At 68.5% G+C, this 21,189-nt stretch carries 19 protein-coding genes; 14 read left to right on the plus strand and 5 right to left on the minus strand.

Features of this window, described 5'->3' with window-relative positions:
* Positions 1-97: 97 nt before the first annotated feature.
* The 11 genes from ACOYR3_RS01825 to ACOYR3_RS01875 all read left to right on the plus strand — a co-directional run bounded on the left by ACOYR3_RS01825 (position 98) and on the right by ACOYR3_RS01875 (position 14,664).
* The gene (locus ACOYR3_RS01825) at positions 98-1,765 is read left to right on the plus strand and encodes a 6-hydroxynicotinate reductase (protein ID WP_422844821.1); all 1,668 of its coding nucleotides are present in this window, start codon (positions 98-100) and stop codon (positions 1,763-1,765) included.
* A 15-nt stretch (positions 1,766-1,780) separates the two neighbouring features.
* The gene (locus ACOYR3_RS01830; RefSeq protein ID WP_422844822.1) at positions 1,781-2,701 is read left to right on the plus strand and encodes a UPF0280 family protein; all 921 of its coding nucleotides are present in this window, start codon (positions 1,781-1,783) and stop codon (positions 2,699-2,701) included.
* Positions 2,702-2,722: 21 nt separating this feature from the next.
* A complete protein-coding gene (locus ACOYR3_RS01835) occupies positions 2,723-3,364 on the plus strand; it encodes an amino acid synthesis family protein (RefSeq protein WP_422844823.1) in 642 nt (213 codons plus the stop codon).
* A 46-nt stretch (positions 3,365-3,410) separates the two neighbouring features.
* Positions 3,411-3,995, plus strand: a complete 585-nt coding sequence (locus ACOYR3_RS01840) for an amino acid synthesis family protein (RefSeq protein ID WP_422844824.1) — start codon at positions 3,411-3,413, stop codon at positions 3,993-3,995.
* Between the two features lie 81 nt (positions 3,996-4,076).
* A complete protein-coding gene (locus tag ACOYR3_RS01845) occupies positions 4,077-5,279 on the plus strand; it encodes an ABC transporter substrate-binding protein (RefSeq protein WP_422844825.1) in 1,203 nt (400 codons plus the stop codon).
* 240 nt (positions 5,280-5,519) lie between these two features.
* Positions 5,520-7,418 (plus strand): ABC transporter permease, encoded by a 1,899-nt coding sequence (locus tag ACOYR3_RS01850; RefSeq protein WP_422844826.1) that lies wholly within the window; start codon positions 5,520-5,522, stop codon positions 7,416-7,418.
* A complete protein-coding gene (locus ACOYR3_RS01855; RefSeq protein ID WP_422844827.1) occupies positions 7,415-8,200 on the plus strand; it encodes an ABC transporter ATP-binding protein in 786 nt (261 codons plus the stop codon). The genes ACOYR3_RS01850 and ACOYR3_RS01855 overlap by 4 nt, the downstream gene beginning before the upstream one ends.
* Positions 8,197-8,949: an ABC transporter ATP-binding protein gene (locus ACOYR3_RS01860; protein ID WP_422844828.1), complete on the plus strand. Its 753-nt coding sequence runs from the start codon at positions 8,197-8,199 to the stop codon at positions 8,947-8,949. Before ACOYR3_RS01855 ends, ACOYR3_RS01860 begins: the two co-directional genes overlap by 4 nt.
* A 119-nt stretch (positions 8,950-9,068) precedes the next feature.
* On the plus strand, positions 9,069-10,241 hold the full coding sequence (locus ACOYR3_RS01865) for an ABC transporter substrate-binding protein (protein ID WP_422844829.1): 1,173 nt from the start codon (positions 9,069-9,071) through the stop codon (positions 10,239-10,241).
* A gap of 194 nt (positions 10,242-10,435) precedes the next feature.
* Positions 10,436-10,927, plus strand: coding sequence for a (2Fe-2S)-binding protein (locus ACOYR3_RS01870; RefSeq protein WP_422844830.1), 492 nt, complete (start codon positions 10,436-10,438; stop codon positions 10,925-10,927).
* Positions 10,924-14,664 carry a molybdopterin cofactor-binding domain-containing protein gene (locus ACOYR3_RS01875; protein WP_422844831.1) on the plus strand — a complete coding sequence of 1,247 codons (3,741 nt, stop codon included), beginning with the start codon at positions 10,924-10,926 and terminating at the stop codon, positions 14,662-14,664. Before ACOYR3_RS01870 ends, ACOYR3_RS01875 begins: the two co-directional genes overlap by 4 nt.
* 506 nt (positions 14,665-15,170) lie before the next feature.
* Here the strand turns inward: ACOYR3_RS01875 and ACOYR3_RS01880 are convergent.
* Together ACOYR3_RS01880 and ACOYR3_RS01885 are read right to left on the minus strand one after the other, a co-directional pair.
* Positions 15,171-15,707, minus strand: coding sequence for an EVE domain-containing protein (locus ACOYR3_RS01880; protein ID WP_422844832.1), 537 nt, complete (start codon positions 15,705-15,707; stop codon positions 15,171-15,173).
* Between the two features lie 98 nt (positions 15,708-15,805).
* Positions 15,806-16,429, minus strand: coding sequence for a LysE family translocator (locus ACOYR3_RS01885; protein WP_422844833.1), 624 nt, complete (start codon positions 16,427-16,429; stop codon positions 15,806-15,808).
* A 101-nt stretch (positions 16,430-16,530) separates the two neighbouring features.
* Between ACOYR3_RS01885 and ACOYR3_RS01890 the strand changes: the two genes are divergently transcribed.
* Positions 16,531-16,980, plus strand: a complete 450-nt coding sequence (locus tag ACOYR3_RS01890; protein WP_422844834.1) for an Lrp/AsnC family transcriptional regulator — start codon at positions 16,531-16,533, stop codon at positions 16,978-16,980.
* Positions 16,981-17,022: 42 nt separating this feature from the next.
* Here ACOYR3_RS01890 and ACOYR3_RS01895 read toward each other — a convergent pair whose 3' ends face one another.
* The 3 genes from ACOYR3_RS01895 to ACOYR3_RS01905 form a co-directional block, all read right to left on the minus strand.
* Positions 17,023-17,451, minus strand: a complete 429-nt coding sequence (locus ACOYR3_RS01895) for a VOC family protein (protein WP_422844835.1) — start codon at positions 17,449-17,451, stop codon at positions 17,023-17,025.
* Positions 17,452-17,484: 33 nt separating this feature from the next.
* On the minus strand, positions 17,485-17,862 hold the full coding sequence (locus ACOYR3_RS01900) for a VOC family protein (protein ID WP_422844836.1): 378 nt from the start codon (positions 17,860-17,862) through the stop codon (positions 17,485-17,487).
* Between the two features lie 86 nt (positions 17,863-17,948).
* Complete coding sequence (locus tag ACOYR3_RS01905; protein ID WP_422844837.1) at positions 17,949-18,833, minus strand: helix-turn-helix domain-containing protein; 885 nt, start codon at positions 18,831-18,833, stop codon at positions 17,949-17,951.
* 100 nt (positions 18,834-18,933) lie between these two features.
* Between ACOYR3_RS01905 and pobA the strand changes: the two genes are divergently transcribed.
* Both pobA and ACOYR3_RS01915 read left to right on the plus strand, forming a co-directional pair.
* Positions 18,934-20,106, plus strand: coding sequence for a 4-hydroxybenzoate 3-monooxygenase (pobA, locus tag ACOYR3_RS01910; protein ID WP_422844838.1), 1,173 nt, complete (start codon positions 18,934-18,936; stop codon positions 20,104-20,106).
* Positions 20,107-20,764: 658 nt separating this feature from the next.
* On the plus strand, positions 20,765-20,926 hold the full coding sequence (locus tag ACOYR3_RS01915; protein WP_422844839.1) for a hypothetical protein: 162 nt from the start codon (positions 20,765-20,767) through the stop codon (positions 20,924-20,926).
* Positions 20,927-21,189: the final 263 nt, after the last annotated feature.

The following is a 21,189-nucleotide window of genomic DNA, read 5'->3' on the forward strand; positions in this document are numbered from 1 at the left end:
ATCAATGTAGCGTTCACAACATTTAAGTTAAGTGAATGCTACACAAAACGCCAAGCGCGTACAAGCACTTGCATCAATGCAATGGATGGGCCGCACGATGACAGAACACACCAAGACCGACGGGCTTCCCGGCATGGACACGCCAGACCTGCCGCAGGTGCTCGAGCGCGCGCGGCCGCGCAACGACCGCATGAGCGGCGCCAAGGTGGAATGCAACGCCTGCCCGGTGCTCTGCCAGATCTCGGAAGGCCGCGCGGGCGCCTGCGACCGCTACGCCAACCAGGCCGGCGTGCTGGTGCGGCTGGACCCGGTGGTGCTGCTGCGCAAGACCCTGGAAGCGGACGAGCCCGCGCTGGTGCCGTTTGCGGCACGCCCGGCAGCGCCGGCAGAGGGGGGCCAAGGAGTCCCAGGGACCCAAGGGCCGGCGGGTGGCGAAGGCGCAGCGGGCGCCCCCCAGGTGCCGCCGCCGTGGTCGGGAGACCTGCTGCTCTCCGAGGAGGTCTTCGTGACGGGCGTGGGCTCGTCCACCACCTACCCAGACTACAAGCCCGCGCCCTTCATCGTGGGCTCCCAGGTCGAGGGCGTGGACATGGTCACGGTGGTCACCGAAGGCATCTTCAGCTACTGCAGCTTCAAGGTGAAGATCGACACCGACCGTTTTCTCGGCCCGGAGCAGGCCAATGTGCGCTGCAAGGGCGAGGTCGTGGGCCATGTGACCACGGCGGAATATGGTTCCCAGATGCTTTCGCTGGGCGGTGTGCACCACCTGACCGGCGGCACCAAGAAGGAAGGCCGCATCACCGCCGAAATGATGCAGCTGCTGGGCAACAAGCAGGCGGTGGAGCTCACCATCGACGGCGGATCGCAGCTCGTCATCCAGGCCGGGCAGGCGCCCATCGTCAACGGCGTGGCCGAGCAGCGCATGCGCGTGGGCTGCGGCTCGGCGGCCATCGGCATCTTTGCGCGCCAGTTCTACGGGCATGTGGACGAGGTGGTCGTGGTGGATGACCACATCACCGGGGTGCTCACCGAGCACCAGGCCGGCCGCTGCCTGGACATGAGGCCGTCCGGCATCCAGATGCGCGGGCGCAAATCCACGCCGGGCCGCTACTTCCAGGTCGCGAACCCCGGCACGGGCTGGGGCGGCACCGACATCGCGGACCCGCTGTCCATCATCGAAGGCTGGGATCCCGCTGTCGCGTGGCCCGGGCTGCGCCTGCTGATGACGTCGACCACCGGCGAGCACGCATCCTGGTATGTGCTGGACGAGGCGCTGCGCCCGGTCGAGGCGTCCATGCCCCAGGGTGTGCGGCGCATCGTGGACCGCATTGGCGAAAACTGCGAGCCGTCGCTGGCTTCCGTGCTGTTCCTGGGCGGGGCCGGCGGCAGCCTGCGCGCGGGCGTCACCGAAAACCCCGTGCTGCTCACGCGGTCCATCAAGCAGGCGCTGGTCAACGTCACGTGTGGCGGCGCGCCGGCCTACGTGTGGCCGGGCGGCGGCATCACCGTCATGGCCGACGTGCTGCGCATGCCGGACAACAGCTTTGGCACCGTGCCCACGCCGGCCATCGTTGCGCCCATCGAGTTCAGCATGCGGCGGGCAGACTATGCCGCGCTGGGCGGGCATGTCGAGCAGATCCGCAGCCTGCGCGAGGTGCTGGCGCACGGTGCGTGGCACAACGATGGCGCGCCCCAGGCGCGCCAGTGGCAGGCGCTGCCGGCCTCCAACCCCTGGCCGCTCGGGCAGCCGCCCTTGCTGGGCTGAACGCCGCCGTTCGCCATGAATGCCTGCCGAAAGCTCCTGCCGGGTGGCCGCTGGCACTTCCAGCATGGTCCCATCGACCTCGTCCTGCAGGTCGACGGGGCGCCACTGGCGGTGGCCCGGGCGCATGAGCGCGCCTGGCAGCGCTTTGATGGGCTCTTGCAGGAGCTGGTGGCCGAGCTGGCGGCGCTGCGCGCGCCCGTGGGGGCCGACTGTCCCCTGCGCGGTGCCGTCGCGCGCCGCATGTGGGCCGCCTGCGCGCCGTACCGTGCCGGCTTCATAACGCCCATGGCGGCGGTGGCGGGGGCTGTGGCGCAAGAGATCCTGGACGCCTGCGGGGGCGAGGGCATCGACCGGGCATGGGTGAACAACGGCGGAGACATCGCCCTGTACCTGGCGCCCGGCCGCTCTGTCACCGTGGGCGTGTACGCTGACCTGTCCGCGCTGAATGCGGCGGCGTGGGCGCGCGGCATAGCGCTGGATGGAACCGTGCGCATTGCCAGCACCTTGCCGGTGCGGGGCGTGGCCACCAGTGGATGGCGCGGGCGCAGCCAGTCGCTGGGCATTGCCGACAGCGTGACCGTGCTGGCCGCCACGGCGGCGCAGGCCGATGCGGCTGCCACCGTCGTTGCCAATGCCGTCAACGTGCAGGACGTGCGGGTTCGCCGCGCTCCCGCGTGGCAGGTGCGGGATGACAGCGACCTGGGCGACCTGCTGGTCACGGTGGATGTGCCGGCCCTGCCTTCGGACATCGTGCATGCTGCGCTGCGCGCCGGCTGGCAAAAGGCGCAAGAATTGCAGGCCGACGGCTTGCTGTGGGGCGCCTTGCTGGTGTGCCAAGGCCGGTCCATGGCCACGGCGTCGGCGCAGGCGGTGCTGGCTGCGCCAGGGCCGCGCGAGGGGGTTGAGGAATCGGTAGTTGGTTCGGTATTTGCTTAACGAAAACCACAGGCTTTCACAATGATCCAGATACGACGCGTTTTCACCCATGTGGAGGAAGTCCGGCACGAATTCGGGCCGCAGGCCGATGTGCCGCTGTTGCGGGGCGCCATCGGTGCGGTGCTGACCAATCCGTACGCGGGCCGGTACGAACCCGACATCCTGCCCATGATGGACGCGCTGCAGGACGTGGGCCTGGACATGGCGCGCCGGCTGCTGGGGGCCATGGCCGTGCCGGCAGAGCGCATCGAGACCTACGGCAAGGGCGCCATCGTGGGGGCCGCGGGCGAGCTGGAGCATGGCGCCTTGTGGCATGTGCCGGGCGGCTACGCCATGCGCGAGCTGCTGGGCTGGAAGGGCGACCGCAACGCCTATGCGCAGGGCCAGGCCGAAGCCAAGACCGGGCAGAAGGCCAATGCCCTGGCCATCGTGCCCTCCACCAAGAAAGTGGGCGGGCCGGGCGCGGCGCTGGATGTGCCGCTGACCCATATCAACGCGAGCTATGTGCGCAGCCACTTCGACGCCATCGAGGTGCGTGTGCCGGGAGCACCCGCGTCCGATGAAATTGTCTTCATCCTGGCCATGAGCACCGGTGCCCGCATCCACGCGCGCGTCGGCGGCCTGAAGGCGCAAGACATCAGCCAGTGGAATGGCCTGCGCTGAGCGGGCAAGCCCCCCGCTCAACCCCTAGACCGAAGGAGCATGAGACATGACCGCCAAGATCCGGAAGATCATTGTTCAGACCGACGAAGTGCGCATCGAAATGGGGCGCGAGGTGCAGCCGCCCGCGCGCCGCGCCCTCGCCATGGCCGTGATTGAAAACCCGTATGCCGGCCGCTATGCCGACAACCTGGATGCGCTGATCGCCATGGGCGAAGAACTGGGCGGCCTGCTGGGCCAGCGCTGCGTGCAGGCCCTGGGCATCGAACCCGGCCAGGCCCAGAGCTACGGCAAGGCGGCCATCGTCGGCGAGGCCGGGGAGCTGGAGCACGCAGCCGCCCTCCTGCATCCCAAGCTCGGCGCGCCGCTGCGCGCGGCGGTGGAAAAGGGCGCGGCCCTGGTGCCCTCCAGCAAGAAGGTGGGCGGCCTGGGCACGGCCATCGATGTGCCCCTGGGCCACAAGGATGCCGCCTACGTGCGCAGCCATTTCGATGCCATGGAAGCCCGCGTGGCCGATGCGCCGCGCGCCAACGAAATCGTGGTCGCGGTCGCCGTCACGGCCAGCGGCCGGCCCCTGGCCCGCATCGGCGGCCTGCAGGTTTCCGACATCCAGGGTGTTGACGGCCTGCGCTGAGCGCCCTGGCCGCACTACCATCGCGCACGGCGCTTTCCCACGGACCTTTCCCTCCAACCCCACCTTTCAGGAGTGTTTCCCATGACGATGCGACAAACCCTCATGCGTGCCACGGCGGCTGCCGCGCTGGCTCTCACGCTGGCCCCCGTGCATGCACAGGATGCCATCAAGATTGGCGAGATCAACAGCTACAAGGCCCAGCCCGCCTTCCTGGAGCCCTACAAGAAGGGCATGGAGCTGGCGGTGGACGAGATCAACGCCGCCGGGGGCGTGCTGGGCAAGAAGGTCCAGCTGGTCATCCGCGACGACAACGGCAATCCGGGCGACGCGGTGCGCGCGGCGGAGGAACTGGTCTCGCGCGAGAAGGTGGACGTGCTGACTGGTTCGTTCCTCTCGCACGTCGGCCTGGCGCTCACCGATTTCGCCAAGCAAAAGAAATTCTTCTTCCTGGCGGGCGAACCGCTGACCGACAAGATCGTCTGGCAGAACGGCAACCGCTACACCTACCGGCTGCGGCCCTCCACCTACATGCAGGTGTCGATGATGGTGCCGGAGGCTGCAGCCCTCAAGAAGAAGCGCTGGGCCCTGGTGTACCCCAACTATGAGTACGGGCAGTCGGCCGTGGCCACGTTCAAGCAGCTGCTCAAGGCCGCGCAGCCGGACGTGGAGTTCGTGGCCGAGCAGGCCCCGCCCCTGGGCAAGGTGGACGCGGGCAGCGTGGTGCAGGCGCTGGCCGACGCCAAGCCCGACGCGATCTTCAACGTGCTCTTCGGCGCCGATCTGTCGAAGTTCGTGCGCGAGGGCAACACCCGCAGCCTGTTCCAGGGCCGCGAAGTGGTCAGCCTGCTGACCGGCGAGCCCGAGTACATGGACCCGCTCAAGGACGAGGCACCCAACGGCTGGATCGTCACCGGCTACCCCTGGTACGGCATCCAGACGCCGGAGCACAAGGCCTTTCAAACGGCCTACCAGGCCAAGTTCAATGACTACCCGCGCCTGGGTTCCATCGTGGGCTACAGCGCCATCAAGTCGCTGGCCGAAGGCATGAAGAAGGCCGGCTCCACCGATGCGGAAAAGCTCGTGGCCGCCTTCAAGGGCCTGCAGGTGCCCACGCCGTTCGGCACCATCGTCTACCGCCCGGAAGACAACCAGTCCACCATGGGCGGCTTCGTGGGCCGCACCAAGAACGAAGGCGGCAAGGGCGTGATGGTGAACTACCGCTACGTCGACGGCGCGAAGGTGCAGCCGTCGAACGACGAAGTCAAGAAGATGCGTCCTGAATAAGGAGCATCCCCCTGAGCGGCTTCGCCGCTCGGTGCGAACGCGCGAAACGTTCGCTCTTCGAGGACGCGCATGCCTGCACTTGCAGGCGTGGAGCCGCGCCTCTCAGCCCCTTCTCGCGCCACGCGCGGGAAGGGGGACGCGGCCCTCGCTGCGGGGTGGCCCTTGCCCGGCTGCCCTGGTGGGGAGTGCGCCGGTTTCATAGGCTGTGGGCGGTGCGCATATTGCATCGCGGAGACTTCGATGAGTTTTTCGAGTTTTGTCGTTCAGCTGCTCAACGGGCTGGCGGGGGCATCCTCGCTGTTCCTGGTGGGGGCTGGGCTGTCGCTGATCTTCGGGGTCACGCGCATCGTGAATTTTGCGCACGGCTCGTTCTTCATGGTCGGCATCTACATCGCCTACTCGCTGGTGGCCAAGCTGGGCACGGGCCTGGGCTTCTGGCCCGCACTGCTGCTGTCGGCCGTGGCCGTCGGCCTGCTGGGGGCGGCGGTGGAGGTGCTGCTGCTGCGCCGCATCTACAAGGCGCCCGAGCTGTTCCAGCTGCTGGCCACCTTCGCGCTGGTGCTGGTCATCAAGGACGCTGCGCTGTGGATCTGGGGCCCTGAAGAGCTGCTGGGCCCGCGCGCGCCGGGGCTGTCGGGCTCGGTGAACATCCTGGGGCGGCAGTTCCCTTCGTACGATTTGTTCCTGATCGTCGTCGGCCCCGTGGTGCTGGGCCTCTTGTGGCTGCTGCTGACCCGCACCCGCTGGGGCACGCTGGTGCGCGCCGCCACGCAGGACCGCGAGATGGTGGGCGCCCTGGGCGTGAACCAGGCCTGGCTGTTCACCGCCGTGTTCGCCCTGGGCGCGCTGCTGGCGGGCCTGGGCGGCGCGCTGCAGCTGCCGCGCGAGCCGGCCACACTGGAGATGGACCTCAACACCATCGGCGCCGCCTTTGTGGTGGTGGTCGTGGGCGGCATGGGGTCCATTCCCGGCGCGTACGTGGCGGCGCTGCTGATTGCCGAAATCAAGGCGGTGTGCATCTGGCTGGGGGTGGTGGAGATCTTCGGCATCAGCGTCTCGTTCTCCAAGCTCACGCTGGTGGTCGAGTTCCTCGTGATGGCGGTGGTGCTGGTCTGGCGGCCGTGGGGCCTGATGGGCCGCCCGCAGGGCGTGAGCCGCAACGCCGGCCTGCCAGAAGCGCCGCTGCGCGCCTCGCCGCCGTGGTACCGGGCGGGCGGCGTGGCGCTGGTGGCCGTGCTGGTGGCGTTGCCGTTCCTCACGGCCGGCTCGCCGTATTTCACGGTGCTGATGATCGACCTGCTCATCGCCGCCCTGTTCGCGGCCAGCCTGCACTTCATCATGGGGCCGGCGGGCATGCACTCGTTCGGGCATGCGGCGTACTTCGGGCTAGGGGCCTATGCCGCCGCGCTGCTGGTGCGCGCGGCCGGCATGCCGATGGAGCTGGCGCTGGTGCTGGCGCCGCTGGCGGCGGGCGCGGGGGCGCTGCTCTACGGATGGTTCTGCGTGCGGTTGTCGGGCGTGTACCTGGCCATGCTCACGCTGGCCTTTGCACAGATAACCTGGGCCATCTGCTACCAGTGGGACGGCTTCACGGGCGGCAGCAACGGCCTGACCGGCGTGTGGCCGGCCGAGTGGCTGTCGGACAAGCGCAACTACTACTTCCTCACCCTGGCCCTGGTCGTGGGCGGCGTGCTGCTGCTGCGCCGGGTGCTGTTCTCGCCGTTTGGCTACGCGCTGCGGGCGGGGCGGGATTCCGTGCTGCGGGCCGATGCCATCGGCATCGACGTGAAGCGCATGCAGTGGACGGCGTTCGTCATCGCCGGCGTGTTCGCCGGCCTGGGCGGGGCGCTGTTCGCGTTTTCCAAGGGCAGCATTTCCCCCGAGGCGCTGCACGTGGGCAAGTCGGTGGATGGGCTGGTCATGGTGCTGCTGGGCGGCATCCAGACGCTGGCCGGCCCGGTGGTGGGGGCCGTCACTTTCACCTGGCTGCACGACACCGTGGCCCGCAACACCGACTACTGGCGCGCCATGCTGGGCGCCATCATCCTGATCCTGGTGCTGCTCTTCCCGCAGGGCATCGCGGGCGCCATCCGGCAGGTCTTCGACAACCGGCGTGAAGCAAAGGAGGGCCAGGCATGAGCCTGCTCAAAGTCGCCGGCCTGGGCAAATCCTTCGGGGGCGTCAAGGCCGTGGATGGCATCCATTTCGAACTGGCCGCGGGCGAGCTGCTGGCGTTGATCGGCCCCAACGGCGCCGGCAAGTCCACCACCTTCAACATGGTCAACGGCCAGCTCGCGGCCGACGCGGGCTCCATCCTGCTGGACGGCCAGGAACTGGTGGGGCGCCGGCCGCGGGACATCTGGCGCCTGGGTGTGGGCCGCACGTTCCAGATTGCCGAGACGTTCGCCTCGCTCACCGTGGTCGAGAACGTGCAGATGGCGCTCATCTCGCACGACCACCGGCTGTTCTCGATGTGGCGCAAGGCCTCGGACCACAAGCGCAGCGAGGCGCTGTCCTTGCTCGACCAGGTGGGTATGAAGGCCCAGGCCGACCGCCCCTGCAGCGTGCTGGCCTACGGCGACGTCAAGCGCGTGGAGCTGGCGATTGCCATGGCCAACAGCCCCAAGCTGCTGCTCATGGACGAACCCACGGCCGGCATGGCGCCCAAGGAACGCAACGAGCTGATGGCGCTGACCAAGCAGCTCGTGATCGACCGCAACATGGCGGTGCTCTTCACCGAGCACAGCATGGATGTGGTGTTCGCCTATGCCGACCGCATGATCGTGCTGGCGCGCGGGCGCCTCATCGCCGAAGGCAAGCCCCTGGAGCTGCGCGACCACCCCAAGGTGCAGGAGGTGTACTTCGGCACCGGCAAGACGTTTGAAAAGAAGCCCGCAGCTGCTGCGGCCACCCCGGCATGACCATGACGACGAGCGACAACAACAAAGAAGTGCTGCTGCAGGCCCAGGGCCTGCAGGCCTGGTACGGCGCGGCGCAGATCCTGTACGACGTGGATCTCGAGGTGCGCCGGGGCGAGGTCGTGGCGCTGATGGGCCGCAACGGCGCGGGCAAGTCCACCACGCTCAAGACGCTGATGGGGCTGCTGTCCAAGCGCAAGGGCAGCATCCGCTTCATGGGCCACGATCTCTCGCGCGGCGACCCGCACGAGGCTGCGCGCCTGGGCCTGGGCTTCGTGCCGGAAGACCGCCGCGTGTTCACCGACCTCACGGTGATGGAGAACCTCGAGGTGGGCCGCCAGCCCGCGCGCACCTGGCCCGACGGCTCGGCGGCGCCGGTGTGGACGCCCGAGCGCCTGTTCCAGCTGTTCCCCAACCTGGGCGAGATGCGCGAGCGCCCGGGCGGCCGCATGAGCGGCGGCGAGCAGCAGATGCTCACCGTGGCCCGCACGCTCATGGGCAACCCGTTCCTGGTGCTGCTGGACGAGCCCTCCGAAGGCGTGGCGCCGGTGATCGTCGAGCAGATGGCGCACATGATCCTGGAGCTCAAGGAGCAGGGCGTGAGCATCCTGCTGTCCGAGCAGAACATGCACTTTGCCGAGCTGGTGTCCGACCGGGCCTATGTGCTGGAGAAGGGCCAGATCCGCTACCAGGCCAGCATGGCTGAGCTGACGGCCAACGACGAGGTGCGGCGCGCCTACCTGAGCGTGTGAAAACCGGCGTGTGGTGCGCAGCCCACGCCTTCCGACGGTTACAAAATATCACACGGCCCGGTGCTTGCGCACCGGCCATGCCAACCCTGAAACTTGCGCCTTTATGTAAGGAGCGCTACATGAAGTGTCGAGGAGTGGAGGATGGATGCATCGACCGCCGGACTGCCATGGTGGGCCTGGCGGCGGCCGGTGTGGCGTGGTCAGGGGCAGCGGCCGCAGAAACGGGGGTTACCGACACCCGCATCAAGGTGGGCCAGTCGGCCGTGTTCACCGGCCCGGCCAAGGACTTCGGCGTGGACTACAAGGCGGGCATCGCCCTGGTCTTCGACAAGGTGAACAAGACCGGCGGCGTGCAGGGCCGCACGCTGGAGCTGGTCTCCTACGACGATGTCTACGACCCCAAGAAGACGGCCGAGAACACCGCCAAGCTCATCGACGAAGACAAGGTCTTCGCCCTCATCGGCTATGTGGCCACGGGCAACCTGATTGCCGCCATGCCCCTGGCCGAAAAGGCCGGCGTGCCCATGTTTGCGCCCCTGGTGGGCACCACGTCCTTCCGCACCGCGCACAACCGCTATCTCTTCCATGTGCGCGCCAGCTACGAGGCCGAGCTGCGCAAGATCGTGGGGCACCTGGCCACGCTGGGCATCAACAACATCGCCGTCATCTACCAGAACAGCGCGTTCGGCAAATCCAACCTCGACACCTGCCTGCAGATTGCCCAGGGCCTGAAGGTGAAGGTGGTGGACTCCGTGCCCATGGAGATTGCCGCCACCGACGCCAAGCCCCAGGTGGCCCAGCTCACCAAGGCCCAGCCGGGTGCGGTGGTGATGATCATGGCCGGCAAGATGGTGGAGGTGTTCCTGCGCGACTACCGCGCGGCGGGCGCTGCGTCGCCGCTGTACACCATCTCGGTGGGCATCACCGATGCGCCCGGTTCGGCGCAGCGCCTGAACGGCGGCATCGAGGGGCTGGTCACGGCCAGCATCGTGCCGTCGCCCCAGGCCAGCCGCCTGCCCATCGTGGCCGACTACCGCAAGGACCGTGCCGACGCGGGCGAAAAGATCGACAGCTACACCATGCTGGAGGGCTACATCGCCGCGCGCGTGTTCGTGGAAGGGCTCAAGCGCGCGGGCCGCAACCTCACGCGCGAGGGCTTCATCAAGGCGATGGAAGACATGGGCACGACGAAGCTGGGCGATTTTCCGCTGCAGTACGGGCCGAACAACCACAACGGCTCGAACTTCGTGGACCTGGAGATGTACACGCGCACGGGAACCTTGAAGCGCTGAGGATATGGCGCTACCCCCTGTGGCGCTTCGCGCCTTCCCCCTTCTCTCGCATTGCTGCGCAATGCGGGAAGGGGGACGCCGCCAGCGCGGCGGGGCGGCCCTTGCGCGGCGGCCACTGGTCTGGGCAGTGCGCTCTTCATACGCTGTCGGTGTCACCACGCCATCTGTGGCCCAAGCGTAGGGCCATCCAAGACATGCAACCAGTCACTTTCGTCAACGGCCAGCCCTGCGCCTTGCCCACCCCCACGGCCGCCAGCGCCACGCTGCTGCACGTGCTGCGCAACGACCTCGCGCTCAACGGCCCCAAGTACGGCTGCGGCCTGGGCCAGTGCGGCGCATGCACGGTGCTGGTGGACGGGGTCGCCGCGCGGGCCTGCGTGATACCTGCGCAGGGCGTGGCGGGGCGCGAGGTGACCACGCTCGAAGGCCTGCCCGCACGCTGCGGGCGTGCGGATGCGTTGCACCCCGTGCAGCAGGCCTTTGTAGAAGAGCAGGCCGCGCAGTGCGGCTACTGCCTGAATGGCATGGTGATGATGGCCGTGGCCCTGCTGGAGCGCAACCCCGACCCCAACGAGGCGGCCATCCGCCGCGCGCTGTCGTCCAACCTGTGCCGCTGCGGCACGCATGTCGAGATCGTTCGCGCCGTGCAGCGCGCGGCGGTGCTGCTGCGCGAGGCCCAGGCATGAGCGGGCCCCCCTCCACGCCGCAGCCGCGCGCGCAGGCACCGCGCTCCCGCGCCGACTTCCATGCCGCCGACGGCGTGCTGCTGGTGGTGCGCAACCCGCCGCCCGCGCCGCCGCCGGTCAAGGGCCAGCCCGCGCTGGTGGCCGGCAACCCGGCCGAGGGCGTGGAGATCCTCATCGCCGTGTGGGACGACGGCAGCGTCACCGCGCTCAACGGCCACGTGGACCTGGGCACCGGCATCCGCACCGCGCTCGCGCAAATCGTGGCCGAAGAGCTGGACGTGCCGCTGCCCTGCGTGCACATGGTGCTGGGCGACACCACGCGCGCGCCCAACCAGGGCGCCACCATTGCCAGCGCGTCCCTCCAGATCCACGCCAAGCCGCTGCGCATTGCGGCGGCCCAGGCCCGCCACTGGCTTCTGGCCCGCGCGGCCGAGCGCTTGCATGTGCCGGCGGACACCTTGCGCGTGCACCACGGCGTGGTCCAGTCTGCCGTCGACCCCAGCGTGCACGTGCGCTATGCCGACCTGCTGGCCGGCCAACGCACCACCCTGGAACTTGCCGACGCCACCCCCACGAAAGCCGCAGCCGACTATCGCCTCGTCGGCCAGTCGGTCCCGCGTGTGGACATTCCCGCCAAGGTCAGTGGCGAACTCGTCTTCGTGCACGACATGCGCGTGCCCGGCATGCTGCACGGCCGCGTGGTGCGCCCGCCGTATGCGGGGGCTGACCATGGCGACTTCATCGGCAACACGCTGGAATCGGTGGACCAGCAGTCCATCGCCCACATCCCCGGCATCCGCGCCGTGGTGGTGGTCCGCGACTTCGTGGGCATCGTCGCCGAGCGCGAAGAACAGGCCGAGCAAGCCCTGCGCGACCTGAAGGTGCGCTGGAAGGACTGGCCCGGCTTTCCGCGCCAGGACAGCCCGGAGGCCATTGCCCAGGCCATCCGCGCCAACCCCGCCACGCAGCGCCGCCTGGTGGACGAGGGCGATGTGGATGCGGCCCTGGCCGCCGCCGACCAGCCCATGCCGCGCACCTATGTGTGGCCGTACCAGATGCACGCGTCCATCGGTCCCTCGTGCGCCGTGGCCGAGTGGCGGGCGCAGGAGGACGGCACCGGCCGCCCGCGCATGACCGTGTGGGCCGGCACGCAGAACCCGCACGTGCTGCGCGCCGACCTGGCCCGCCTGATGGGCATGGCCGATGTGGACATCGACCTCATCCGCATGGAGGCCGCGGGCTGCTACGGCCGCAACGGCGCCGACGACGTGGCGGCCGATGCCGCGCTGCTCTCGCGTGCCGTGGGCGCGCCGGTGCGCGTGCAGCTCACGCGCGAGCAGGAGCACCTGTGGGAGCCCAAGGGCACGGCCCAGCTCATGCAGGTGCGCGGCGGGCTCAACGCCGATGGCACCGTGGCGGCGTACGACTTCGAGACGTCCTACCCCTCCAACGGCGCGCCGACGCTGGCCCTGCTGCTCACGCGCACCATCGAGCCCACCGCCCAGGCCTACGAAATGGGCGACCGCACCGCCCGCCCTCCGTACGGCTATGAAAACCTGCGCGTCGCCGTCAACGACATGCCGCCCATCGTGCGCGCGTCGTGGCTGCGCGGCGTGTCGGCGCTGCCCAACTCCTTCGCGCACGAGTCGTATGTGGACGAGCTGGCCACGGCGGCAGGCGTGGACCCGGTCGAATTCCGTCTGCAACTGCTGAACGACCCGCGCGCGGCCGAGCTGGTGCGCGCCACCGCTGCCAAGGCCGGCTGGCAGCCGCGCACCAGCCCGCGCCAGGTGGATGCGGGCGGCGACTGGGTGCAGGGCCAGGGCTTTGCGTACGCGCGCTACATCCACAGCAAATGGCCCGGCTTTGGCGCGGCCTGGGCTGCCTGGGTGGCCGATGTGGACGTGAACCAGCGCACCGGCGAGGTCCACGTGCGCCGCGTGGTCGTGGGGCACGACGCGGGCCTCATGGTCAACCCTGCTGGCGTGGAGCAGCAGGTGCACGGCAACGTGCTGCAGACCACCAGCCGCGCGCTCAAGGAGCAGGTGCGTTTCGAGCCCGTGAAGCAGGCCGTGGACACCCGCGAATGGGGCAGCTACCCCATCCTGAGCTTCCGCGAGGTGCCTGTCATCGAGGTCATGCACATGCCCCGGCAGGACGAAGCGCCACTGGGCGCGGGCGAATCGTCCTCGGTGCCCGGCACGGCGGCCATTGCCAACGCGATCTTCGACGCTACGGGCGTGCGCTTTCGCGCGCCGCCGTTCACCCCTGAGGTGGTGCGCGCCGGGCTCAACCCGCTGACCGCCGCTGCCGAGGCCGCCGCCGCCGGCGCCGGTGCGGAAGGCAGCGCAACGCCCATGCAGCCCGCCGACGTGCTGCCCACGCTGGAACTGCCCGCACCCACCTTGCCTGCCAACGCGCCCTGGCCGCGCCGCCGCAGCGTGTGGGCGCGTGCGGGCGCGCTGGCGGCGGGCCTCTTGGCCGTGGGTGCCGCGCTGCTGGGCTGGCGCCCGTCCATCGCGCCCGTGGCGCAGACCGCCAGCGGCGCAGCGGTCTACAACGCCGCCACCATCGAGCGCGGCCGCATCCTGGCTGCGGCGGGCGACTGCGCCGTGTGCCATACCGCGCCCGGTGGCACGACCAACGCGGGCGGGCGCGCCATGGACACCCCCTTTGGCAAGGTCTACACCACCAACCTCACGCCCGATGCCGAGACGGGCATCGGCCAGTGGTCCTTCAGCGCCTTCCAGCGCGCCCTGCGCGAAGGCATCTCGCGCGATGGCCGCCACCTGTACCCGGCGTTTCCGTACACCGCGTTTGCCAAGATGAGCGACGACGACCTCACCGCGCTGTACGCCTACCTGATGGCCCAGCCCGCCGTGCGCGCCGAGGTGCCCAAGACCGAGCTGGCCTTCCCGTTCAGCGTGCGCCCGCTCATGGCCGGCTGGAACGCGCTGTTCCACGACGCCACGCCGTACCAGGCGGACCCGAACCGCCCGCCCGAATGGAACCGCGGCGCCTACCTGGTGCAGGGCGTGGGCCACTGCGGCGCGTGCCACACGCCCCGCAATGCGCTGGGCGCAGAGCAGGGCGGCGCGGCCTTCCTGTCGGGCACGCTCATCGACGGCTGGGAGGCTCCCGCGCTCACCGCGCTGTCCAAAGCCCCCGTGCCGTGGAGCGCCGATGCGCTCTACCGTTACCTGCGCCACGGCCACAGCCCCGAGCACGGCAGCGCCTCCGGTCCCATGGCCCCGGTGGTGCGCGAGCTGGCCCAGCTGCCCGACAGCGACATCCGCGCCATGGCCACGTACCTGGCTTCGTTCCAGGCGGTTCCTGCGGAGCCTGTCGCGCAGGTCACCGCCCCCGCGCTGGTGGCCCAGGCGGCCGCACAGGCGCCACTGCCCGGCGCCGCCCAGCGCCTGTTCAACGGCGCCTGCGCCGCCTGCCACCACGATGGCGACGGGCCCCAGCTGCTGGGCGTGAACATTCCCTTGGCGCTCAACACCAACCTGCACAGCGACCGGCCCGACAACCTGCTGCAGGTGATCGTGCACGGCATCCGCGAACCCGCCGCGCGCGACATCGGCTTCATGCCCGCGTTCGGCCACGCGCTCAGCGATGCGCAGATCACCGAGCTGGCGTACTACCTGCGCCAGCGCTATGCACCCGGCAGGCCCGCATGGGGCGACGTGCCCGCGGCGCTGGCACGCGTGCGGGCAGGTCCGGCGCACCCCTGAGCGCTTGTTTCAAGGCGTTTTTGGCCTCCAGCGCTTATGGGGTAAGCGCTGGAAGCTATCAAATTAATAGCTTTTCCGGCGAAGCGTTCCGCAGCACAATCGGGCCGAAACGACCGATCCGCCCCATGCCGTGGTCGACGCCTAGGTGCCGGGCGCCACGGCGCCCTGAGCGCCCGTGGCCAGCGGCGGAAAAAGCCCCAATCCCGCCCCTTCATTGCGCCACCAGCTTCGGCGCACATGGGCACAGTGGCACCGGGGCGGGGGCCTTGGCGAACGGCCGGGGCGTTCGCCGCCCGTTGCGGCAGGCGCCCTGCCGATGCCGTTGCACCATCCACAAGGAGAACACCATGTCCGCTGGCGAACGCGAAATCCACGCCATCGTGCAGCGCTGGCTGCGCCATGGCTACCGCGCCCTCACCCTGGCCCAGCGCCGGGTGGTGGAAAGGCTCATGGCCGTGTGCTGACGGCGCCCGGCTCTGCGCGCGGCCTGCGCGCGAGAGCCCGCGTCATGCAAGACCCAGCAGCCGCACGTCCGCCTGCATGGCCTGCGCAATCAGGCGCATGTCGTGGTCGCTGACCGCGAACAGCCCGAAGCGGAACTTGGCGCCCCACCGCGTGCGGTCTTCCACAAATTCAAAGCGGTCCAGCAGCGGGGCGATGGGCGCCTCCTGCGCCGTCACATAGGCCACATCCTTGCGGAAGGGCACGAACCCGCCGCCCATGTCGAACGCATACGGATCGCCGGGCTGCGCGATGCCGATGGAGACGAATGCCTGCAATTTCTCTTTGCCGCCCATCGTGACGGTGGGCGCGTAGTAGGCCACCCGGTCCCCCGCTTGCACGCGGCGCAGCGGCGCGGCCTTGCCGTGGCACACCTGCATGAAGCCCGCGCCCGGCGTGGCGCAGCCTCTGCGGGCATGCTGGGCACTGGCCACCGCGATCCAGTTGCGGTGCGTGGGGCCGGCAGAGATTGCCGCCGGCACGGACCTGCGCGCGGGCTCGGCGTCCGGCCAAAGGGTGTGTTGCAGCAATGCATGCGTCATGAAAGCCTCCTGGGGAAACAAGCCGCCGATGGTGCGGGCGCGCTGCTGACAGCGCAGTGTCAGTACCTTGGTGGAGCCGCCTTGCTCAGGGCGCTGGCTCAGACCAGCTGCCCCCACTGCCACAGCGCAAACCCGCCCAGCAGCAGGGCCGATGCCCGATTGATGCGCTGGCGCCAGGCCGGCGTAAAGCGTTGCCGCTGGTGGGCGATGGCGCTGGTCAGCAGCAGCCACCACGCGGCCGAGCCCGCCAGCACGCCGGCCACCATCCACCACGGCGACGGCAGGCTGGGCCGGCCTGCCCCTAGCGAGCCAAACACCGCAATGAACGACACGATGGTGGCCGGGTTCGCCAGCGTCAGCGCAAAGGTGCCGGCCGCCAGGCCCAGTAGCCCCCGCGCATCGCGTGCCGGCGCGGCGGTGTGGGCCACGGGCGCGTGCCAGGTGCGCCAGGCCAGCACCAGCAGCAGCGCGCCACCGCCCAGCGCCAGCGGGGTCTTGGCGCTGGTCAGCCCGTCGATGAGCCAGCGCACGCTGAAGGCGCCCACGGCGCCATACACCGCATCGGCCGCAGCCGCGCCTAAGCCCGTGGCCAGCCCGGCCGCAAGGCCCCGTTCCAGGGTGCGTTGCATGGTCAGCAGGCCGATGGGGCCCACGGGGGCCGCGATGAGCACGCCGATCACGGCGGCCTGCAGAAATACCGTGAGTGAGGTCGTCAAGTCCATGCACCGATGCTAGGGGGGCGGCTGGCGGTGGAGAATGCGGAAAATTCGGTGAATCCAGAATTGGGTTTCTTCTTTTTCTGCGTTCGTTGGGAAAGGCTTGCATGGAAGTCGATGAAAAAGCCTGGCGCTTGATCAGTGCGCTGCAGGCCGATGGCCGCGCCTCGCTCAAGGAGCTGGCCGAGGCCGTGGGCCTCTCAGTGCCCGCCACGCTGGAGCGCCTGCGGCGTTTGCAGGAGGCGGGCGTGGTGCGCGGCGTGCATGCCGACATCGACCCCGCCAAGGTCGGCTACGGTGTGCGGGCGGTGGTGGGCATCAACGTGCCGCAGCCCGGCAAGAAGGCGCTGATCGACAAGCTGCGCCAGTCGCCCCGCGTGCTGGAATGCCACCATGTCAGCGGCAACGACTCGTATGTGATGCAGGTCGTTGCGCGCGACCTGCCCGATCTGGAGCGCTTCCTGGGCGACATCAATGGCTATGGAGAAACCCGCACGTCCATCGTGTTCTCCACGCCCATCCCGCTGCGCGGCCTGGCCCGGCCGGAGGCGGGCTGACTGATTGACCTGCGGTGCGTCCGCCGCGCCGCAGATCGCGCATCAGAACGTGATCTTCACCGACGGCGCGCTGCGCTGCGCCTCGCCGTGGAACACGGCCTCGATGTTGTTGCCGTCCGGGTCCAGCACAAAGGCGGCGTAGTAGCCGGGGTGGTAGGGCCGCTCGCCCGGCGCGCCGTTGTCCTTGCCGCCGTGGGCCAGGGCGGCCTGGTAGAAGGCGTCCACCATCGCCCGGTCCCGCGCCTGGAAGGCTAGGTGGTGGCGCCCGGTGAGGTGGCCTTGCGCGGCCACGCTGTCGGCGGTGGAGACGAACAGCTCGTCCGCCCAGAAGTAATCCTCGGCCGTGCCGCCCATCGGCACATGCAGTGCGTCAAGCACCGCTCCGTAGAACCGGCGGCTGGCCGCAAGGTCGCGCACCACCAGCTGGATGTGGTCGATCAGCCGGCCGCGGTGCAGTTCCTGTGTTTCCATGGGAAGTCTCCTTGTGCGATGAGAAGAGAGTCGTCACTGGGGCGCATGCAGCCCGACGCGGTTGCCGTCCAGGTCGTGGATGTGGGCAAAGTAGCCCATGCCCGGCGGCAGCGCCTGGCGGGGCAGGGCGACGCGGCCGCCGTGGGCCACCGCGCGCTCCAGCGCCGCATCCAGCGAGGGCGATGCGTCCAGATAGACCAGTGTGCCGCTGTCCGATACCCGCGGCGCCGTTGGGCCCATCATCAGCGCGCCGCCCGCGCCATCGGCGGCGGGGTCGTAGGCAAACACCGCGCCTTCGCTCGGGCCCATGGCCTCGCGGCGCATGGGCTGGCCCAGCACAGCCTCGTAGAAGGCCTGGGCACGGTCCAGCTGGGTGGTGGGGATTTCAAACCAGGCGATGGCGTTTTTCATGAGGGGCTCCTTGTCGTTGGGGAAGATGAATGACCGAAGCCCTGATGGTGTGCGGGGCCTGCTGACAGCGGCGTGTCAGCAGGCCGTCACGGCCCGGCGTGCGCTGCCACCGAAGCCGCCACCTGCGCCCGGAAGCTGCGCGGCGACAAACCCGCGTCGCGGGTGAAGGCCCGGGTGAAGTAGGCCGGGTCGGCATAGCCCAGCGTGTAGGCAATGGTGGCAATGCCCAGGTGCGTGTAGGCCAGGTTGCGCCGCGCTTCACGCATCAGGCGCGCCTCGATCAGCCGCTGGGCCGAGACGCCCGTTGCGGCGCGGGCCACGCGGCTCAGGTGCGTGGGCGACACGGCCAGCGCCCGCGCGTAGTCGGCCACCTGCCAATGCTCCAGAAAATGCGCTTCGATCAGCGCCTCCAGCCGCTGCACCAGGCCGGACTCCGGCGCCGGCGCGTCGGCGGGGTCGTGCTCGTCGATGGCGCGCGCCACCCAGCCCAGCAGCGTGGCGCCCAGGCCGCGCAGCACCAGTGCCCGCGCCTTGCCACGGCCCGAGAACTCGGCCCACACCTGGGCCATGGCCTGGTGCAGCTCCGGGGGCGCGGGCGCCACGGCCGGGCGGGCCAGGTCGCGCCGCACATCGCCCACGCGCACCAGGATCTCGTCCATCAGCTCATCGGCCAGCGTGGCCACCCAACCCTCGGTGTGCTGCGTGAAGCGGAACGCGTGCACATGCCCCTGCGGCACATTGATGAGCGCGCCCGCAAACAGAGGGTGCCGTTCGCCGTCCAGGTGCGCCACGCCCCCGCCCGAGGTAATGAGCAGCACCTGGTGCAGCCGCGCGTGCCGGTGGGGCGCCAGTTCCCAGTCGTGCAGCACCGAGCGCTCGGCAATCGTCTCGCAGTGCAGCACGTCGGGGAGGTGTTGCGACTCGCCGAACAGGCTGTATGAGCGTATACCCTCAATGTTCGAAAAGTGCATGTTCTGGCTCCATCCGTCCATTCATGCCGGCGACTGTGACACGTATCTTTGGGTGGTCGTTTTGATCAATGTCATGAACCACCATCCGAAGGAGACATCCATGAAAACCCAGGTTTGCATCATCGGCGGAGGCCCCTCGGGCCTGATGCTGTCGCAACTCTTGCACCTCAAGGGCATTGAAACCGTGGTGCTGGAGCGCCAAAGCCGCGAATACGTGCTGGGCCGCATCCGCGCCGGCGTGCTGGAGCACGGCTTTGCCGCGCTGATGCGCGAAGCCCAGTGCGGCGAGCGCATGGACAAGGAAGGCGAGATCCACGACGGCTTCATGATCGCCCACGACGGCAAGATGGACCGGGTCGATTTGCACAAGTACAGCGGCGGCAGCTCCGTGGTCGTCTACGGCCAGACCGAGCTGACGCGCGACCTGTACGAAGCGCGCGACCGCATGAAGGGCATCGTCATCCACAACGCCGAAGACGTGCAGCCGCACGACCTCAAGAGCGCCAACCCCTACGTGACCTACCGCAAGGGCGACGAGGTGGTGCGCATCGACTGCGACTTCGTCATCGGCGCCGACGGCTTCCATGGCGTGAGCCGCAAGTCCATCCCGCGCGACGTGCTCAAGGAATACGAAAAGGTGTATCCCTTCGGCTGGCTGGGCGTGCTCTCGCGCACCAAGCCCGTCTCGCCCGAGCTGATCTACGCCAAGCACGAACGCGGCTTTGCGCTGTGCTCGCTGCGCTCGCAGGTGCTGAGCCGCTACTACATCCAGGTGCCGCTGTCCGACAACGTCGAAGACTGGTCCGACGAGGCCTTCTGGGCCGAACTCAAGCGCCGCCTGCCCGCCGAGGTGGCCGAGCGCCTGATCACCGGCCCCTCCATCGAAAAGTCCATCGCCCCGCTGCGCTCCTTCGTGGCCGAGCCCATGCGCTACGGCAACCTGTTCCTGGCGGGCGACGCCGCCCACATCGTGCCGCCCACCGGCGCCCGGGGCCTGAACAGCGCCGCATCCGACATCTACTACCTGTACCACGCCATGGTCGCCCACTACAAGAACGGCGACAGCACCGGCCTGGACAAGTACTCCGAAAAGGCCCTGGCCCGCGTGTGGAAGGCCCAGCGCTTCTCGTGGTGGATGACGACCATGCTGCACACCTTCCCCGACTCGCTGGCCTACGACCAGAAGCTGCAGGACACGGATTTGGCGTACCTGTTCTCGTCGGAGAAGGCGCTGGGCTCGCTGGCGGAGAACTACGTGGGGTTGCCGTTCTGAGCATCTGGTAGCGCGCATTGGCGCGCTGGTTGCCGGAGGGGGCGGTGTTGAGCGTCCATCTGAAAGTGGACGCCTTTGAACTTACAACACCCGTTCGGGCTGAGCCTGTCGAAGCCTCGCGCGGCGCTTCGATGAGCTCAGTGCGAACGGTTTCAAGTGCGTTGACGCCGACCCAATAGAGAGAGTGCAGCAACCAACGAAAGGCTTGCGCAGGGATTCCCCTGGCAAGCCTTTTTCACTTGCGCGGATCGTGGCGCCGGCGTGCCGTCCCTTCCGGGTGGTCCGGCGGAAGCATGAGCTGAAATAGAAACGCTTGCTTCGTTTCCGGCTCTGCAACTCGTTATCGCGGTGCAATCGAAACGAGCTATTCGTTTACTTCCCTTCACGCCCCTTCGACACGCTCCACCTGGTGCGCTGATCCACCGGTAACCGCCTTGCACGCTACTCACTATCTGCTACGGTAAATTTAAACAGAACTGATGCTTACGCCCGCAACGCAGGCTGGATAGCATCGCACCTAGTTTTCAGATCATTTGCCCGGTGCTGTCGATGTGCGATTCGACGATGGCTTGAACACGATGAAGCTGCCGATGCAGCGTTTTGAGGCAGTGCACTTCACATCCGACAGTGCCCATCAACAGCCAGGAAAATCTCAAAGATGGATTGGGTCCCGATAGTCTTCATTGTGTTCAAGGTGGCCGTGTTTGGCACCGGCATGTTCTTTGCCATCAAGTGGCATTACGACCAAGGGAAGAAGGCGAAAGAGGAAGCCAGCAAGCGTCAAGGCTTGCCCGGACGGGCACTGGACGCGTCGGAATAGGCGCTGATTGCTGCGAAGGTCTTGGCTGCATCAATCCAACTAAGTGCAAACCACCCCAGCTCGGGAGTTCAATCCTGCCCAGGCCATGATTTTGCGGAACGTCAGCGCTATGGACTGGCTGCTTGAGGCGGGACTCGGTCGTTCAAGTCTGAGGATCGACGGATTGAATGACGCGGAAAGCGGCTATTTGCAGTCAAGTGCGTTGACCGACAGATGTCATATATGCCCCTTGGATGCATCGCTGTGTGTCGCCTGCACACAGG

Source organism: Acidovorax sp. M2(2025), assembly GCF_049330835.1.
Classification (GTDB): Bacteria; Pseudomonadota; Gammaproteobacteria; order Burkholderiales; family Burkholderiaceae_C; genus Acidovorax.